General features: G+C 44.4%; 18 protein-coding genes. 12 read left to right on the forward strand and 6 right to left on the reverse strand.

Annotated features, from left to right (window positions below; genetic code table 11):
* Positions 1–64: 64 nt before the first annotated feature.
* Positions 65–1228, reverse strand: a complete 1164-nt coding sequence (locus ACE1TF_RS19355; protein ID WP_375019188.1) for a PstS family phosphate ABC transporter substrate-binding protein — start codon at positions 1226–1228, stop codon at positions 65–67.
* 107 nt (positions 1229–1335) lie between these two features.
* Here ACE1TF_RS19355 and ACE1TF_RS19360 point away from each other — a divergent pair, with 107 nt between their 5' ends.
* Positions 1336–2100 (forward strand): GTP pyrophosphokinase, encoded by a 765-nt coding sequence (locus ACE1TF_RS19360; protein WP_375019190.1) that lies wholly within the window; start codon positions 1336–1338, stop codon positions 2098–2100.
* A 6-nt stretch (positions 2101–2106) separates the two neighbouring features.
* Here ACE1TF_RS19360 and ACE1TF_RS19365 read toward each other — a convergent pair whose 3' ends face one another.
* Positions 2107–3651 (reverse strand): Na+/H+ antiporter NhaC family protein, encoded by a 1545-nt coding sequence (locus ACE1TF_RS19365; RefSeq protein WP_375019192.1) that lies wholly within the window; start codon positions 3649–3651, stop codon positions 2107–2109.
* A gap of 143 nt (positions 3652–3794) precedes the next feature.
* Between ACE1TF_RS19365 and ACE1TF_RS19370 the strand changes: the two genes are divergently transcribed.
* The 4 genes from ACE1TF_RS19370 to ACE1TF_RS19385 are packed head-to-tail and all read left to right on the forward strand — an operon-like array spanning position 3795 to position 6731.
* Complete coding sequence (locus tag ACE1TF_RS19370) at positions 3795–4844, forward strand: threonine aldolase family protein (protein WP_375019194.1); 1050 nt, start codon at positions 3795–3797, stop codon at positions 4842–4844.
* Positions 4841–5281 carry a DinB family protein gene (locus tag ACE1TF_RS19375; RefSeq protein ID WP_375019196.1) on the forward strand — a complete coding sequence of 147 codons (441 nt, stop codon included), beginning with the start codon at positions 4841–4843 and terminating at the stop codon, positions 5279–5281. The genes ACE1TF_RS19370 and ACE1TF_RS19375 overlap by 4 nt, the downstream gene beginning before the upstream one ends.
* A gap of 11 nt (positions 5282–5292) precedes the next feature.
* Positions 5293–5889 carry a futalosine hydrolase gene (locus tag ACE1TF_RS19380; protein WP_375019198.1) on the forward strand — a complete coding sequence of 199 codons (597 nt, stop codon included), beginning with the start codon at positions 5293–5295 and terminating at the stop codon, positions 5887–5889.
* Positions 5886–6731 (forward strand): 1,4-dihydroxy-6-naphtoate synthase, encoded by an 846-nt coding sequence (locus ACE1TF_RS19385; protein ID WP_375019200.1) that lies wholly within the window; start codon positions 5886–5888, stop codon positions 6729–6731. The genes ACE1TF_RS19380 and ACE1TF_RS19385 overlap by 4 nt, the downstream gene beginning before the upstream one ends.
* Positions 6732–7426: 695 nt before the next feature.
* On the opposite strand, the gene ACE1TF_RS19390 is transcribed toward ACE1TF_RS19385, so the two are convergent.
* Positions 7427–8233, reverse strand: coding sequence for a tubby C-terminal domain-like protein (locus tag ACE1TF_RS19390; RefSeq protein ID WP_375019202.1), 807 nt, complete (start codon positions 8231–8233; stop codon positions 7427–7429).
* 256 nt (positions 8234–8489) lie between these two features.
* On the opposite strand from ACE1TF_RS19390, the gene ACE1TF_RS19395 reads away from it, so the two are divergent.
* On the forward strand, positions 8490–9341 hold the full coding sequence (locus ACE1TF_RS19395) for a methyltransferase domain-containing protein (RefSeq protein WP_375019204.1): 852 nt from the start codon (positions 8490–8492) through the stop codon (positions 9339–9341).
* 60 nt (positions 9342–9401) lie between these two features.
* A complete protein-coding gene (locus tag ACE1TF_RS19400) occupies positions 9402–9944 on the forward strand; it encodes a 5' nucleotidase, NT5C type (protein WP_375019206.1) in 543 nt (180 codons plus the stop codon).
* 41 nt (positions 9945–9985) lie between these two features.
* Here the strand turns inward: ACE1TF_RS19400 and ACE1TF_RS19405 are convergent, their stop codons facing one another.
* Positions 9986–11059 (reverse strand): M24 family metallopeptidase, encoded by a 1074-nt coding sequence (locus ACE1TF_RS19405; protein WP_375019208.1) that lies wholly within the window; start codon positions 11057–11059, stop codon positions 9986–9988.
* 114 nt (positions 11060–11173) lie between these two features.
* Here ACE1TF_RS19405 and ACE1TF_RS19410 point away from each other — a divergent pair, with 114 nt between their 5' ends.
* The 3 genes from ACE1TF_RS19410 to ACE1TF_RS19420 all read left to right on the forward strand — a co-directional run bounded on the left by ACE1TF_RS19410 (position 11174) and on the right by ACE1TF_RS19420 (position 13274).
* The gene (locus ACE1TF_RS19410) at positions 11174–11362 is read left to right on the forward strand and encodes a hypothetical protein (protein WP_042398270.1); all 189 of its coding nucleotides are present in this window, start codon (positions 11174–11176) and stop codon (positions 11360–11362) included.
* A 153-nt stretch (positions 11363–11515) separates the two neighbouring features.
* A complete protein-coding gene (locus ACE1TF_RS19415; RefSeq protein ID WP_375019210.1) occupies positions 11516–12352 on the forward strand; it encodes a sulfurtransferase in 837 nt (278 codons plus the stop codon).
* A 76-nt stretch (positions 12353–12428) separates the two neighbouring features.
* On the forward strand, positions 12429–13274 hold the full coding sequence (locus ACE1TF_RS19420; RefSeq protein ID WP_375019212.1) for an N-acetylmuramoyl-L-alanine amidase family protein: 846 nt from the start codon (positions 12429–12431) through the stop codon (positions 13272–13274).
* A 566-nt stretch (positions 13275–13840) separates the two neighbouring features.
* Here the strand turns inward: ACE1TF_RS19420 and ACE1TF_RS19425 are convergent.
* Positions 13841–14116 (reverse strand): hypothetical protein, encoded by a 276-nt coding sequence (locus ACE1TF_RS19425; RefSeq protein ID WP_375019214.1) that lies wholly within the window; start codon positions 14114–14116, stop codon positions 13841–13843.
* Between the two features lie 204 nt (positions 14117–14320).
* Between ACE1TF_RS19425 and ACE1TF_RS19430 the strand changes: the two genes are divergently transcribed.
* Positions 14321–15964 carry an AMP-binding protein gene (locus tag ACE1TF_RS19430; RefSeq protein WP_375019216.1) on the forward strand — a complete coding sequence of 548 codons (1644 nt, stop codon included), beginning with the start codon at positions 14321–14323 and terminating at the stop codon, positions 15962–15964.
* A gap of 108 nt (positions 15965–16072) precedes the next feature.
* Positions 16073–16402, forward strand: coding sequence for an SCP2 sterol-binding domain-containing protein (locus ACE1TF_RS19435; protein WP_375019218.1), 330 nt, complete (start codon positions 16073–16075; stop codon positions 16400–16402).
* A gap of 21 nt (positions 16403–16423) precedes the next feature.
* Here the strand turns inward: ACE1TF_RS19435 and ACE1TF_RS19440 are convergent, their stop codons facing one another.
* Positions 16424–16849 carry a CBS domain-containing protein gene (locus ACE1TF_RS19440; RefSeq protein WP_042398280.1) on the reverse strand — a complete coding sequence of 142 codons (426 nt, stop codon included), beginning with the start codon at positions 16847–16849 and terminating at the stop codon, positions 16424–16426.
* Positions 16850–16877 lie beyond the last annotated feature (28 nt).

The raw sequence follows: 16877 nt of genomic DNA on the forward strand, positions 1-16877 counted from the left end.
GGTTAGCTCCTTTTTATCGTGACCAGTAAATATTGGACAGCGCACTGCCTCGATAGAGCGACGGTTACTCGTTTGCTACATAACCCGTTCTCTCAACGATCGTTTGGCCTTCGGGTCCGATCATCCATTCGAGCAGTGTCGCCACCTTCTCGTCATCTTCCCCAGCGCGAGTAATGGCATAGAATTCGGATGAGAGGGGGTACGAATCGTTTGCGATATTTTCTCGTGTTGGCCGAGCGCCATCAATGGCTAAAAGCCGAACTTCATCAGTGTCATTCATTTCTGTAGCAAAGAATCGAAAGGAATACCCAATTGCATGAGGATGGTTTCTGTAATCCGCCGTTTCGGTTATGATTCCACCCATACCCGCTACCCGATCCTCAGCAGGAGGGTCCATAAGTTCATCTTCCCCTATGAATTGTTGTAAAGCAGTTTGGCTACCACTTCCTTCTGGTCTTTGGAAAGCCTGAATCGTTCCAGATTCCCCGCCTACCTCAGCCCAGTTGGTCACCTCACCCGTATAAATCGATCGTAACTGTTCATAAGTGAGAGACTCGATAGGGTTCGTTTCGTTTACAAAGAAAACGAAAGCTTCTCTACCTAGTGGTGTAAGCTCAAATTCTACATTAAGCTCTTCGGCTTCAGCTCGTTGATTGCTAGAAGGTGCTGGTGCAAAGATGATATCCACCTCTTCGTGTAGGAGTGCTGTAAAGGCGTTGTCAGTTTGCGTTCTTCGAACGGCACTCCGGTCAGGGTTATACGTACCTTCTGGGTAAACAGCTTCTGCAAAAGCTGCATAGATGGGATAAAGAGCCGTCGCACCGTCTAGTACAGGAAGATCATCGTCAAACTGGATTGATGCTTCTTTATCGAGGGTGGCTAACGTATTGTCATTCGCATAAGGGATGTAGTCATCAATCTCAACATCCGCCTCGGTGATCGTATCTAGCTGAGCTTCTTGGTATGACTGGAACTGTACGACTCCGAGTGTGAGGACGACCAAACTCAACCCTATGCCAAGGCCGACCCCGCGTATTTTTCTAGTAGAGATATCAAAAACAGCAAAGAACGTCCAAATAATAATCAATATGTACGCTCCGAAGTATAAATAAGCATGCATAGTATTAGTCATGACGAACAATAAAAAGAGATAACCAATGCCAGCAAAAAAAGTAATACCTAAAGCTGCAAAAATAAATCGAATGATTTTTTGGAAAAGTTGCGCCAAGATAAGCCCTCCTTTCTACTTAGTTTGCAGGGGTGGGTAGCACGCGTCAATGGCTTTTCTTGAAGTCTGTGTATGAGTTGGATATGCTGTAATGAGGAGGGACGAAAATGGAAAGAAAACACACTTCAATTCCCATTGATCCAGCACGTTTGAAAATGATGAAGAATCAACTGACGAGGTTTTTGATGACGTACAAGTTTGCGTTAGATGAAATGAATACGAAGGTGGGCATCTTACAAGAAGAATTTCAATACGTCCATGAATACAATCCGATCGAACACGTTTCATCAAGATTGAAGTCTCCTGAAAGTATTCTTCAAAAAGTCCAGCGAAAAAGAATTCCAATGAACATGGAAGACATTCGAGAACATATTAAAGATATTGCAGGAATTCGCATCAGTTGTTCTTTTCAAAAGGATATATATGCGATTCAAGATATGCTAGAAAAGCATGAGGATATTCGTATTCTGGAAGTGAAAGATTACTTGCAAACGCCAAAGCCGAATGGCTACCGGAGCTTGCATCTGATTGTGGAAGTGCCTGTATACATGTCTGACCGAATTGAACACGTCGCTGTCGAAATTCAAATTCGTACGGTTGCAATGGATTTTTGGGCAAGCTTGGAGCACAAGATCTTTTACAAATTCGGTGAGGTCGTTCCATCAGAGCTGTCCTCAGAACTTAAAGACGTTGCAGAAGCAGCGGCGAAGTTAGATCAAAGAATGGAAAGCTTACATCAGCAAGCAAACGAGTATAAGAAAGAGGCGGTCGATGCCGAGTCACTGCAATCGGTCAACGTACAAGATACGCAATACGCCATTCCTGCACAGTTAATTCGTGCACTAACCGATGACGACAAAAAAAACCAGTGATGAAGATCACTGGTTTTCTACTGGTATTTTTTGACCCCAAAGCTTTGTGAGCAAGAAGGCGACGACAGTCATAAGCACAAGCCCTGTTAAAAGAGCAATCCACCATGAATTGGTGATGCCGGCAATGAAGAAGCAGATCATCCCGACAATTCCTGCAGTAATCGCATAGGGAAGTTGCGTGTTGACGTGGTCGATATGGTCACTCGCAGCACCTGCAGAAGAAAGCACAGACGTATCAGAGATGGGAGAACAATGATCTCCGAAAATCCCTCCACTTAAAACAGCGGCGATTGCTAACGGTAAACTAATGTCCATCGATACCGCTAACGGAATCGCAATCGGAATCATGATGGCAAAGGTACCGTAAGATGTGCCCGTTGTAAAAGCGATAATGCCCCCAGCAATGAAAATAAGGATTGGAATTAACGCCGGTGATATGAGGGACTGTTCAGCTACATTTACGAGAAACTGATCGGTACCGACTTCGGATGACACAGAGCCGATCGACCAGGCAAGAATTAAGATAACGAAAACGAGCATCATGCCTTTGATGCCTTTCATGATCAGCCCAACAGCTTCCATGAAGCTAAACATTTTTTGAGATACACCCATAATAAGTGCAACGAAAATGGCAGCAACAGCGGCAAGTAGGATTGAGATGCCTCCGTCCGCTTCGCCGATCGCAACGACAAAGCTGTTTTCTGGGTAGTTTCCGGTCCACAAGAAAAGTGGTGGAATGAGCGCTAGCAACACGAGCATCGGAACGAGCAAGTTTCGAATTTTTGGTGTGCCAGTCACGGGTTCCGCTTGTGTAATCTCGTCAGCGGCAGGCGGTTGACCTCCGTCACGAATGAGTTTCCCAGTTGTTACTGCACGGAGCTCGGCTTTTGCCATCGGTCCGTAGTCAAATCGTAAAAAGATGACGATAAACACGGTGAAGATCGCCAAAATCGCGTAATAGTTAAACGGAATTGTGGCTAAGTACATGAGATACTCGCTTTGGTCAATATCCATTCGCACAAACTCAGTGCCAATTAACCCCATCACATAAACGACCCACGTCGAAACCGGCACTAAAAGACATGTCGGTGCTGACGTTGAGTCAACGATGTAAGCAAGTTTTTCTCGAGATACTCTCAATTTATCTGTGATTGAACGCATGACGCTACCAACAGTTAATGCGTTAAAATAATCATCAATAAACAACGTTAATCCTAAAAATCCTGTTGAAGCTTGAGCACCTTTGCGTGAGCGGATGCGGTTTGCAAAAGCATTCGCTAGCGCCTGGGCGCCTCCGGTCGTCTGGAATACGACGATGAGAACACCGAATAAGCCGCAATACAATAAGACCGTTGCATTCCATTCATCGCCTAAAGAAGGTATGATAAAGTCATTAAACGTTGCGTATAGGCCGAGAAATGGGTTCCAACCACTAAGCATCGTTGCACCAATCCAAACACCTACAAATAAGGCAGGTACAACATTACGCGTTAAGATGGCTAGAATAATGGCTACCACGGGGGGCAAAAGGGCCAATAATCCAAAGTCCATAGGGTACGCTCCTTTACTGTTTCTTATGATCCATTAGTGCATTATAAAGGACAGGTGGTCATTATGCACGATAATCTTGTCGAAAGGATAACCTTTCCTTATTTTCTACAAAACTTGCACTTTTACGACAAGGAGGCAGGTCGATGATTGACCTTAGAAGCGATACGGTTACGAAGCCGACAGAAGCGATGCGAGCAGCAATGGTAGATGCGGTTGTTGGTGATGATGTGTATGAAGATGATCCGACGGTCAATGACTTGGAAGAATACGCAGCCGAGCTACTTGGAAAAGAAGCGGCGTTATTTGTGACGAGTGGAACACAAGGAAATCAAATTGCGGTTCTTGCACATTGCCAACCTGGCAACGAAGTCATAATGGAAGCAGAAAGCCATATTTTTCACTATGAAGGAGCTGCTATCGCAGCATTTGCTGGTGTGCAACCTCGTACGGTATATGGGGTGCGAGGAGTGATGGACGTCGCGGATGTTGAAGAAGCGATTCGTCCAGATGATATTCATGCTCCTGAGACTGGGCTCATTTGCATGGAGAACACCCATAATCGACACGGAGGTACCATTATAACCCCTGAGGAGATGAGAAATGTTACTGACTTAGGAAGCCGTTATCAAATCCCTACGCATCTTGACGGTGCGCGGTTGTTTCATGCAAGTGTGGCATTGGGAGAACTGATTAAGAATTTTACTGAGTCATTCACGACGGTACAAGTGTGTCTCTCAAAAGGATTAGGGGCGCCCGTTGGATCCATCATTGCCGGGGACCAAGCTTTCATAAAGAGTGCAAGAAAGTGGCGAAAAAGATTAGGTGGTGGAATGCGGCAAGCAGGTGTGATCGCAGCGCCGGGAAAGATTGCACTCACCGATATGATTGATCGCTTAGAGAACGATCACACGAACGCAAAACGCCTTGCTGAAGGGATTGGAAATATCCCCGGGATGGGCATTCACACACCGGTTGAAACGAATATTATTCTTGTCGAAACAGATGGACTCCAATGCACAGAAAAAGAGTTCTCACACCGACTCTATTCTGAAGGCGTTCTCGCAAACCCTTACGGAAAGAACATCATCCGTCTTGTCACCCATAAAGACGTGACCTCCACTCAAATTGAAGCGACGATTACAGCCGTGCAGCGCGTAGTTAAAGACACTATACATGATGAAAGGAAGGGATGAGCATCGAAACAGACGGGCTGTTACATGCAACATCGCTGAACAATCAACTAGCAGATGTCATTCCAGAAGAACGATGGGGGGAGTCTGTTCATGAACAATTAGGCACACCGTCCCAGTTGTTTGCCCATCTTATTCGAGTGCGCCTCGTGTATCGATCAGCGCTATTCTCGGGCAAAGTGCAATTTCCAGGTGAGAAGGTGCCCGATGATGCCCCTGTTCGTTCACTACTTCTGTCTAGTGCGGAGCGACTTGCGGAGGCGTTTTTGTATACCGAAAAGAACCATATTACTTTTGACGATCGTGCGATTACACCGGTAGAATTAATGCAGATTGCCGTTCAACACGAAGGAATTCATACGGGACAATATTATGTTGCGCTCAAGCAATCAGGCTACCCGGTTCCGACACAATGGCAAACAGATTGGGCATTAACGTGAGGAGTTAGACAATGAAACGAATATTAATTATGACTGCAGTTGATGCGGAAAAAGAAGCTGTGGAAAAAGGCATTGGTACAAATCCGAACATTCAAGTGGAAACGGCAGGTGTTGGTCCCGCAAGTGCTGCAGCGAGAACGGCAATATGTTTGGCGAAAGATGATTACGATCTCGTGATCAATGCCGGAATCGGTGGGGGCTTTAAAGAAAGAGCAGAAATATTAGAAGTTGTCATTTCTTCGGACATCGTTTGTGCAGATTTAGGGGCAGAGACAGCCGATTCTTTTATCCCAGTAGAAGAACTCGGGTTTGGCTCCTCCCGTATTGAATCCCCCCAAATTATGCAAACAATGAAATCAGGAGTTATTATCACGAAATCTACTGTGACAGGCACAGACGACACCGCGCTAGATTTACTAGAGCGATTTCCTGAGGCGGTTGCTGAGGGCATGGAAGGATTTGGCGTCGCTTCAGCTGCAAAGGAGTACGGCGTACCTGTCGTCGAAATACGGGCAATATCCAACTTTGTCGGCAAACGGGATAGAGGTGCCTGGAAAATTCCTGAGGCGTTGGAACAACTTGCGAAAGCAATGGAGGTTTTACGATGAAAATCGCATTTTCACCATGTCCGAACGACACTTACGTCTTTCACGCACTCACGCACGGTAAGATTGAAGGTGCCCCTGACTTTCAAGTGACGTATGCAGATATTGATGTGACGAATACACTTGCTATTGACGGAGACCCCGATGATCATGACGTGATGAAGATATCGTTTGCTGCACTTCCTTGGGCGTTAGAAGACTATCACCTTATCCCTTGTGGTGGTGCACTTGGGAGAGGATGTGGTCCACTAGTGCTCACAAACGGGGAGAAACAAGCTCAAGATATGATTGGAAAGCGAGTCGCTGTCCCTAGCGAAAGGTCAACCGCCTATATGCTGTTTCGGTTATGGGCAAAGCAACAAGTGGAAGGTCAATTTGGAGAAATTGTCGTCATGCCATTCCACCAAATCATGCCCGCGGTAAAAGAAGGCGAGGTGGATGCTGGCCTCGTCATCCATGAAGCGCGATTTACGTACGAAAAATTTGGGCTATCTAAACTTGTTGACTTAGGCGATTGGTGGGAGACTGACACAGGCTCACCGATTCCACTTGGCGCCATTATTGCCAAGCGAGAGCTTGATGTGTCCACAATTACAGACTGGATCCGCCAATCAATTGAATACGCATGGGCGCATCCTGAAGCCTCAAAGTCTTACGTGATGGAACATGCGCAAGAGATGGACGAACACGTCGCAGCGTCACACATTGATCTATATGTAAATGAGTTTACGAGAGATCTAGGCACCGAAGGGTATAGGGCGATACACGAACTACTAGGCCGGGCAGCTGAAGAAGGCATTGTCCCTCCCGTACCGAAAGAACGTTTATATGATGCTGTAAAATAAGCAGCCAGGCACATAAAAAAGTGGATGTCCCTATATAGGACATCCACTTTTTTATGGTTGAAAGTAGCGTTTTTTCGATGTGAGCTGGATGTAGGTTGAGAGGGGAGTCCCGTTTTCGAAAATGGAATAAATTCGGGCTGAGATACGTTCGGCTTGGGGGGAGTGCCCGTTTTCGACATTAGAGTGCACGCATTCGACACCGAAGTGCCCGTTTTCGACATTGAAGTGCACACATTCGACAACGAGAGTGCCCGTAATCACCCCCCAAGCCCCCGCCCCACATTGACGTGTGTCAAATATATGCCCAGTAAGAGTCTACGCCATGGATGCAATGCGGAGTGCCCGTTTTCGACATTAGAGTGCACACTTTCGACACGGGATTGCGCGTAATCGACATTGAAGTGCACACATTCGACAACGAGAGTGCCCGTAATCACCCCCCAAGCCCCCGCCCCCACATTGACGTGTGTCAAATATATGCCCAGTAAGAGTCTACGCCATGGATGCAATGCGGAGTGCCCGTTTTCGACATTAGAGTGCACGCATTCGACACCGAAGTGCCCGTTTTCGACATAGGAGTGCCCGTAATCGACAACGAAGTGCACGCATTCGACACCAAAGTGCACACTTTCGACACCGAAAACAAAGCCCCCCCCCCCGCTCCCCCAGATCCATTTCCCTACGCTTATGAGCCGTTAGTTTCGGACTCTTGTCATGGACTGCTGGTACATGCCAATTTTTTCGATGAAGCGAAGTTCGTCATCATTTTCGATCTTTATTTCGTGCTTGCGACCTCGGTTTCCATCTTCACCTTTGCTCGTAAGCCCGAATACGGTCCGCTCGATTTCCATAAGTGTTGCATGCTCAGTCGTTATTGTGGAAGACGTAGAAAGTCGGGGGCTGACGACTTGATACTTTTGGCCATGCGTATGATAGTTAAATAGCATTTCTTTTTGGACTTGTTTAATGGACATGCGAGCGACTTCAAAAAAGCCATGCTTTTCCCCATTCAAATATACGTCCCATTTCGGGCGAAAGAAGTTTTTGTAGAGAGGTCTCGCCTGGAATAAAAGAACGTCCCCAGTATCGGTATCTTTGATTTCGATGTCGCGAAAGTCCATAAATCCAGAAAGTGAACTCCACTTCTCAAATGCTGTTCGGAATGTGTACTTGTAAGTAGCTACTCGCTCACCACTCGCATTATAAATCTGCACTGGATGGTCATGCATCATATCAATCGGTTCTTGGTACCGTAAGTCACCGGAATTGTCTGCGGGTGGAGGCATCCCATCGAGTTCCTCATTACGCTCCCTTGCCCGGTTACGTCTAACGGCTTGAATGATAAAACGTATGATAACGATCGCAAGTAGAAACCCAAACCCGAGTAGAATGTACCAATAACTTTCATTAATTGGATCCCCAGTAATCCAAACACGCACAGGTTCAATAAAAATAATAATGACAAAGGCAAGCATAATGCCAAATCCTCTTGGGCTGTTCAATACAATCTTCTCCTTGTTGTAGGCATACAGCAAATTCATGCATTGCGTGATGAACTTTATGAGCTGACCAAAACTTACGCTAACACAATCTAAGCCATAATACATGGAAAAGCCCTCATAATTATGTATTTTCACCCAATATATTCTATATTTCTAGAGACGAAGGGCATGATGAATCGTAGAAATGAAACACAACGTAAAAAGTTGTTCTGCTGTGATATGATATGAGAAGTTTAAAACGATAGGAGTTATCATTGTGAAAAAGATAGAGATTGCGACTGAATTGTTTCGGGAACATGGGCACTTGATCGTTTGTCCTGCGTGCCACAGAAACTTGACGCTCCTTGATAAACAGCTCCAATGTGCTGGAGGGCACGTATATGACCTCGCAAAAAAAGGCTACGTACACCTACTCCAAAAAGTGGTGAATAGTGATTACACAAAAGAGATGTTCACGGCAAGACGGGACATCTACAACCAAGGGTTATATGAACCGATGATTGAACACATTGGCGCCTTGATTCAGCGGCATAAAGAAGATGTGCGAGAGCTGTTAGATGTGGGGTGCGGAGAAGGAAGTCACTTGGCATCTGTTCAACGTCGGCTTGGAAGTTCTGTAGGAATCGGGTTGGATTTATCTAAAGATGCAATCCAAAAGGCGACGGATTTCACAGGAAACCTGATGTGGGTTGTCGCTAATCTTGAACAACTGCCCGTTCAAGATGATTCTGTTGATGTGATATTGAACCTTTTTTCTCCGGTAAATAGCCGCGAATTTTCTCGAGTGTTACGTTCAGATGGCTTTGTTATTAAAGCAATGCCGGGACCGGATTATCTACAGGAATTGCGCGTCCGGCTGTATGGAGATCATATTGATCCTCTCGATCCTACTGATGTAATCGAGAACTTTGAAAGACGGTTTCATATTTTAGAAAAAGAACAAGTCCACAAAGTAAAAACCGTCGCTCGTCAACACATCCCCGCACTTATACACATGACGCCGGTGAGTTGGGATGCAAGTGTGGATCGTAAAGAGCAGATGTTACATCTTACTGAATTGGACGTAACGGTTGATGTGACCTTGCTTGTCGGTAAGCCGAGATCGTAATGAGTGAGAATGGCTCATAAGTTGTATTTCTAGTACAATTAGAATGATGGGGGTGAAAATATGAGAAAAAGAATTGCATTTGACATGGATGAAGTGATGGCCGATCTCGTGTCCGAGTTACTCGAGCGATACAATGAGCGTTTTGAAGACAGCATCCAGCCTAACCAATTGGTCACACAAAAGCTTCAAGATTTGCGACCGCATCACACAAAAGAAATCTATGAAATTTTGCAAGAGCCTGGATTTTTTAGAGGGCTAGCAGTTATGGAAGATGCGGTAGAAGTCATGAAAGAGTTAGACGAACACTATGAACTATTTATTGCAACCGCAGCGATGGAAGTGCCCACTTGTTTCAATGAAAAGTACGAATGGTTGCGTGAACATTTCCCGTTTCTCACACCACAAAACTTCGTTTTCTGTGGAGATAAAAGTATTATTCATGCCGATTACCTCGTGGATGATCACGTATCAAAGCTAGAAGGATTTACGGGCGAAGGCATTCTCTACACTGCATTTCACAATCACGGAGAAGATCGATTCACTCGAGTCGATCATTGGAAAGATATTCGTAATTTCTTTTTGCCCGTTCATGCAAACACATAAAAAAGCAGACGAAGGATCGTTCCTTGTCTGCTTTTTTGCGTTTAGATGATTTGTAATGTTTTCGGATAGCGTGTGAGTACGAGTGGTCCATTCACGGTTACGATTATGTCATCTTCGATGCGCACGCCGATGTCCCCAGACTGGTAAATCCCTGGTTCAACGGTTAGTGCCATCCCGTTTTCTAGACGCTCTTCATTGTTCCCATGCATCGACGGCGCTTCATGAACTTCGATGCCTAAACCGTGACCGAGGCGGTGCGTGAAGTACTCACCAAAACCGGCACGCTCAATGACGTTTCGGGCCGCGATGTCGGCCTGTTTAATTTGATCACCTGCCACACAAGCTGAAATTCCGGCTTCATTTGCCTCAAGAACGGTTTCATATACGTGACGGTGAGCGCTCGTCGGTTCACCGAAAAAGACCGTTCGGGTAATGTCCGAGGCATACCCTTTCCACATGACACCTAAATCCATCAATACGGCATCTCCACGCTTCAACGTTGATGTCCCTGGTTTACCATGAGGATTTGCGGCATTTGGTCCGAACAATACAACTGGATCAAAGCTCATTTTCGTAATGCCTTTTGCTTTCAATTCAGATTCAATATGGGCAATCACTTCAAGCTCACTAACTCCCTCGCGAAGGACAGATACACCAAGTTCAACAGCGATATCAGCAAACTCTGCAGCTTCTTGTAGACGGACAATTTCTTCATCATCCTTAGCTGCACGAAGTGCGAGCAGTGCGCCATCGATGGAAGAAAGCGATAAACTTGGTTGAAGTCGCTTTAGCTCGTTGTATCTTGCGACAATAAGGTGATCTTCCTCAATCGCCAACGATGATACGAAAGGAATTTTCTCTAATGGATTCTCAGTATCTTCGTAGCCGATAATGTCGTGCGTCCAGCCAGCATCAATCGCTAGGCTTGTCTCCATTTTAGGGCAGATAATGGCAGGCTCACGTTCATCTGTATATAAAAGCAGGCCGAGAAATCGCTCTTTCGGGTTGCAATAAAAATCACTTAAGTAATATACGTTGGCTGTTGAAGTAATGAGCACCGCTTCTTGACCTTGTGATTTTGCCGTTTGTTTAAGTTGGTCTAATCGTTTCTTCAAGGAAACACATCCTTCTCTCTATTTCTTAAAGATTACTATAATAATGAACATTTGTTAATTCATTTATGTTGACAAAATCATGAGAACAGTTTGATAATATAGAGGGGTGCAATGATGAAAACAGGTCATCGATTGTATACGCTAGGTATTGGAATTGGAACGATTGCGATAGGCTGGGCGTTTTTCCCAATGTTATTCACACCAGGTACACAAGCGCATTGGAGCTTTCTTGTCCTACTAGCCACCGCTGTATTGTTTGTATCTTTAGGTGCTGTCTTACAAAAACGAACATTTTCGACGTAAATCCTTTCCTAACGATTGCTAGTACTCGAGTATTGGGCGATTAAGGAATGTTAATTGAAAACACCACGGTCCCATCATAGCGTGTCTATGTTGGGATTTTGATCTTCTATAAGAAGATCAGGGCGCGCGGCAATTTTTAAAGAGGTGATACGAATGAACACAACATGTACTGTATCAAAGGAATGGCTCTTTGAGCATATGAATGATTCCGATGTCATTATTGCTGATTGTAGATTTGACTTGAAAGACGCGAAAGCCGGTCGTGAAGCCTATCGTAAATCTCATATTCCAGGTGCATTGTTCTTTGATTTAAAAAATGATTTGTCTGGAAATGTAGGTACACACGGGGGCAGACATCCGCTTCCAGATCCAGAAGTGTTCGCTCAGCAGCTTCGTGAAAAAGGCATAAACAAAGAGAAGCACGTCGTCATTTATGATGACGATCATGGGCAGATGGCGGGTCGGCTATGGTGGTTGCTCCATTATGTCGGTCAAAAAAACGCATCGATTATGGACGAGAATTTTTCAGAGTGGATGAAGCAAGGGTATCCCGTTACAACGGAAGTACCTAAACTTATACCGGTTTCTTTTGAATCCGATGTGAATGAGAACATGGTCATTTCTATGGATGAACTGAAACAAAGAAAGGATCGAAATGGTGTGTCGCTCGTTGATGCAAGGGCACCTGAACGGTACAACGGTACAAGTGAACCATTGGATCATAAGGCGGGACATATCCCTGGAGCGATCAATATGTTTTGGAAAGATAATCTTGCGGCACGAGGTGTATGGAAGCCAGAGGAAGATTTGCGGGCAATGTATGATCATTTACGAAACGAAGAAGAAGTGATCGTTTACTGTGGTTCTGGGGTTTCCGCAAATGCGAACATTATTGCCATGCAAAAAGCAGGATTAAAAAATATAAAACTTTATCCAGGAAGTTGGAGTGACTGGATCTCTTATGAAGACAATGAGGTCGAAAAGGACTAAGTTAAAGCCTAATTTTGATTTCATGTTGATGATTGGCATGCTTATCGTCTTTATGTAACGAAAGGAGATGATAAGCATGGTAAGAATCTTTTTAGATCCAGGACACGGTGGTAACGATCCAGGTGCTGTTGGCAATGGTCTTCAAGAGAAGGATTTAGTACTTGATATTGGCCTTCGGGTGAGAGACTTGCTCGAAGAGTACGCTGGGGTAGAGGTTGAAATGTCAAGGACAACGGACGTGTTTGTTGATTTAAGTCAACGAGCAATACTCGCAAACAATTGGGGTGCTGATTATTTCGTATCCATTCACGTAAACGCAGGTGGGGGAACAGGTTTTGAATCGTTCATTCATTCTTCTCCAAGCCAAGATGAGGTGAACTTTCAGCCGTTAATTCACAATGCGATTATGAGCCAGATTAGTGTGAGCGATCGTGGCCAAAAGTCACAAAATTTCGCTGTATTACGTGAAACATCAATGCCAGCGATCTTAACAGAAAACCTGTTCATCGATAATGCAAGCGATGCAGCGCTTCTTTCAGATTCTAGCTTTTTGCAATCGGTCGCTGTTGGACACGCAAACGGGATTGCTGACATCTTTGATTTAGAAGATGGCGGTGGTGGTGAACCACCATCATCAACGTATCGTGTCATCGTTGATGGGACTCAAGAAGGAGCTTATGGGGACACAGACAATATTACGAACAGTGTGTCGTCAGCTTTAGGAACCGCTGGAGAAATTACGGTCCAGCGTGTTGGAAGCAGCAACAACTATCAGTATCCGTCTCCAGGGTCAGGAGATGTGTACCAAGTGTATGTAAATGGAAGCGCAGAAGGTGCATATGGTGAACACCAGAACGTGCTAAACGCGTTAACGACTGCACTTAACGCAAATGCAGACGAAATTCACATCGTAAGAGTATAAACTAGTAAAACCGGGAGGTGCACAAGCACCTCCTGGTTTTATTATGGTCAGGGAATAGTAGAAAGGCGTCCGCAACTAGGACTAGAGGCAGGCGGTTGTACTCCGCGGTAGCACAAGTGCGACATCGACTCGCGCTACTGCGTTTACTGTGTATTCCAGACCCAAAGTACAGCATGAACTCGTTCCTCTGTCCACTGTTCTATACAATACAGTGGAGGCCATTCATTAAGCAATATCCGTCATTCTCAACCTAGGTTTTCACAAAAGCTTTGTCAACTGTCACAAATCGTAATATATGAGGCAGTTAGTGTCCTAAAGTAACTCGTTTGAAGGGCGGATTGCCACATAAAAGAGTCAGAGGAAGTAACTGCTCTTTTTCATCGATCACACCTGTTCATATGTGGAAAAAGCTAAGTTTTTACCCACATAAACCTTGAGGGCTAATATCTATTGAAACCGGAGGTGTCGAAACAAGACGTTGTCGATAGCGTGCACATTTAAGTAAGAACTAATTATAGTTGTAGTTCGCCATATTCATATATAATATTTGGCTTGTATACACTAAATTAACAAAGGGTTACTTCACCTCTTATAGTCTCTGCGGTATGTCCATCAACGGTATTTGTACCTCTTTCGCAGTTTTCTTCATTCTCCCATTCTATAATATAATTTCCCCATCGCTTACTTATAGACAATATATCGACTTTTCCGGTGTCATGACTATTTTCAACTATGACAGATGACAGTGCTTCTTCTTCTGATATTTCAGGTTCGGCATTAAACTGCAAAAATACAATGACTAAAATTGCACAAATGAAAACGATAGTGAGTGTTTTTTTCATATCATTTTTCTCCTCTGCCTGTTTACTTATTCCTCGTCTTTGAAGGCATGATTTATATTAAAAAATAGATAATTACAATTTTTGATAATTTATTTTCTTATCTATACAATTGTAGATAGAATATAAAATCTTGGCAAGGACATTGGATGGTTTGTAGCGAATCAAGTAATACATCCATTTACGAAACAGGAGGCGGTTATTGAAATGGTAGAAATGATCCATGATACATTAGGTCACCTTCTTGAAAACACAGCAAAAAAACAGCCAGAGCGGGAAGCGCTCGTCTATCGAGACCGTGGGTTGCGGCTCACTTATGCACAGTTTGAAGAGTTATGTCGGCAAACGGCTCGGGGATTTATGCAGCTAGGAATCGAAAAAGGAGACCATGTAGCGATCTGGGCAACGAATAAACCGGAGTGGGTGACCACGCAATTTGCTTCTGCCAAGTTGGGCGCTGTTTTAGTTACAGTCAATACGAATTATCAAAAGAAAGAGTTAGAGTATTTACTGAAACAATCTGATTCTTCGACATTAATCTTGATGGATAAATATAAAGAAACGTCTTATATCAACATGTTATATGATATTATTCCGGAACTAAAAGATGCCACCCCCGGTGCGTTGCAATTGAGCAAGCTTCCGCACCTTAAGCGCGTTATCTTTATGGGGGATGAACGGCATCCAGGTATGTACAATTGGCCAGACGTTATCGCTGCTGCGGACAGTGTAACGGAAGGGGAATTAGACGCTCGAATGGCTGACCTCGATGCGGATGAGGTCATCAACATGCAGTATACATCAGGGACGACCGGGTTTCCTAAAGGTGTGATGCTGACTCATAGAAACATCGTGAATAACGCCCGTAACGTTGCCGCTTGTATGGAGTTAACAAGTACAGATCGGTTATGCATCCCTGTCCCGTTTTTTCATTGCTTCGGATGTGTAATGGGGACGATCGCTTCTGTTTCTGTTGGTGCAACGATGGTGCCGGTTCAAGAATTTCAACCGCTTGAAGTGTTGCAAACGGTCCAAGATGAAGAGTGCACAGCTTTACACGGGGTCCCTACGATGTTTATTGCAGAAATGAATGAAAAGCGGTTTGATTCGTTTGATCTATCTTCGCTTCGTACGGGTATTATGGCAGGATCGAACTGTCCTGTAGAGGTCATGCGAGGGGTAGTTGAGCGCATGGGCTTAACGGAAATTACGATTGCTTACGGGCAAACAGAATCATCACCTGTTTCAACACAAACGAGAGTCGATGATCCTTTGCAAGTACGAGTGGAAACGGTAGGGAAAGCGCTACCGAATGTTGAAGTGAAGATTGTTACCCCTGGAACAGATGAAGAGGTTCCAACAAATGTTCAAGGAGAGTTATGCACACGTGGCTACCATGTCATGAGAGGGTATTACAAAAATGAAGAAGCAACTGCGGCTGTTCTACAAGCAGATGGTTGGCTACGTACAGGTGATTTGGCAGTCATGGATGAAAGCGGTTACTGCAGAATTACAGGGCGATTAAAAGATATGATCATTCGGGGTGGAGAGAACGTATATCCACGTGAAATTGAAGAGTTCATGTATACACATCCAGACATTTTGGACGTACAAGTAGTGGGTGTCCCTGATGCGAGACTAGGTGAAGCTGTAACAGCTTGGGTGATTCTAAAAGAAGAAGCGAGTTTAACGACCGAAGATGTAAAGGCGTATTGTAAAGACCAGATCTCGCACTTCAAAATTCCAAGAGACATATTCTTCGTGAGCGAATACCCGATGACAGCATCGGGAAAAATCCAAAAATATAAGTTGCGGGAACAGGCAGCATCGTATACGACAGCTCGCCCGTAGAATCGTCTCATTTTTTCGTTAATTTTGATGATTTTTCTCTTTAATCTTCTCTAGCCTTTAGGTACAATGAAAGGGTACGTAACGCTTGGAATGAGAGGGAGAAATTGTATGTCAACTGAAGAGAAGATTCAAAAACTAGCCGATCAAATGAACAACAATCCTGAACATATCCAACATTTGGAGAGAACCTACCATTTTGAATTAAAGACCGAAGGATTGCACGGTATTGCTTTTACCGGAGGGTCCGTTCAGGTGCAATCAAACCCGGTTCCTGGGGAAGCAGACTGTGTTTTGAAGATGAGCGACAAGAACTTCGAAAAGTTACTTGATGGGGACTGGAATCCTACAACCGCTTACATGACAGGCCAGCTAAAAATTGACGGTGAAATTAGCCATGCGCTAAAGCTTCATCATGTCGTCAAGCAATATCAGTCATAAAGAAAACATCTAATCTTCGGATTAGATGTTTTCTTCTTGCTTTGATTCGAATAGACGGTTGGAACAGTACTTAATAATATCTCTTCTGCGAACAATACCAATGAAGTAGCCAGAATCATCCATAACGGGGATGAAGTTTTGGTCAGATGATAGTGCGACGAGATCTTCCATCTCTTCATGAATGTAGATGGGAATATTCTTCACGCGCTGCGGAATATCTTTTAATCGCAAGTTCATAATATCTTCCATCGCTTGATCTCTATTATCCATAATGACCCAAAGTAAGTCACCTTCGGTTATTGTGCCGGCATATTTTCCGTCCTGATTCACAAGTGGGGCAGCTGTATACCGATGGTGGCGCATTTTTTCGATCGCTTGTCTAATTGTCGCATCCGGGCTTAAGTACTTGACCTCTTGTTTTGGCAGTAGGAAAAACCCAATATTCATGTGCGTAACACTTCCTTTTATCTAGGAA

Source organism: Geomicrobium sp. JSM 1781026 (assembly GCF_041949955.1).
Lineage (GTDB): Bacteria > Bacillota > Bacilli > Bacillales > Marinococcaceae > Geomicrobium_A.

What these genes read in the sequence shown, in the direction of transcription:
- ACE1TF_RS19435 (WP_375019218.1), top strand. Translation starts at nt 16,073, where the DNA reads ATGTCAACTGAAGAGAAGATTCAAAAACTAGCCGATCAAATGAACAAC.
- ACE1TF_RS19410 (WP_042398270.1), top strand. Translation starts at nt 11,174, where the DNA reads ATGAAAACAGGTCATCGATTGTATACGCTAGGTATTGGAATTGGAACG.
- ACE1TF_RS19430 (WP_375019216.1), top strand. Translation starts at nt 14,321, where the DNA reads ATGGTAGAAATGATCCATGATACATTAGGTCACCTTCTTGAAAACACA.
- ACE1TF_RS19375 (WP_375019196.1), top strand. Translation starts at nt 4,841, where the DNA reads ATGAGCATCGAAACAGACGGGCTGTTACATGCAACATCGCTGAACAAT.
- ACE1TF_RS19420 (WP_375019212.1), top strand. Translation starts at nt 12,429, where the DNA reads ATGGTAAGAATCTTTTTAGATCCAGGACACGGTGGTAACGATCCAGGT.
- ACE1TF_RS19380 (WP_375019198.1), top strand. Translation starts at nt 5,293, where the DNA reads ATGAAACGAATATTAATTATGACTGCAGTTGATGCGGAAAAAGAAGCT.
- ACE1TF_RS19415 (WP_375019210.1), top strand. Translation starts at nt 11,516, where the DNA reads ATGAACACAACATGTACTGTATCAAAGGAATGGCTCTTTGAGCATATG.
- ACE1TF_RS19365 (WP_375019192.1), bottom strand. Translation starts at nt 3,651, where the DNA reads ATGGACTTTGGATTATTGGCCCTTTTGCCCCCCGTGGTAGCCATTATT.
- ACE1TF_RS19360 (WP_375019190.1), top strand. Translation starts at nt 1,336, where the DNA reads ATGGAAAGAAAACACACTTCAATTCCCATTGATCCAGCACGTTTGAAA.
- ACE1TF_RS19370 (WP_375019194.1), top strand. Translation starts at nt 3,795, where the DNA reads ATGATTGACCTTAGAAGCGATACGGTTACGAAGCCGACAGAAGCGATG.
- ACE1TF_RS19440 (WP_042398280.1), bottom strand. Translation starts at nt 16,849, where the DNA reads ATGAATATTGGGTTTTTCCTACTGCCAAAACAAGAGGTCAAGTACTTA.
- ACE1TF_RS19385 (WP_375019200.1), top strand. Translation starts at nt 5,886, where the DNA reads ATGAAAATCGCATTTTCACCATGTCCGAACGACACTTACGTCTTTCAC.
- ACE1TF_RS19400 (WP_375019206.1), top strand. Translation starts at nt 9,402, where the DNA reads ATGAGAAAAAGAATTGCATTTGACATGGATGAAGTGATGGCCGATCTC.
- ACE1TF_RS19425 (WP_375019214.1), bottom strand. Translation starts at nt 14,116, where the DNA reads ATGAAAAAAACACTCACTATCGTTTTCATTTGTGCAATTTTAGTCATT.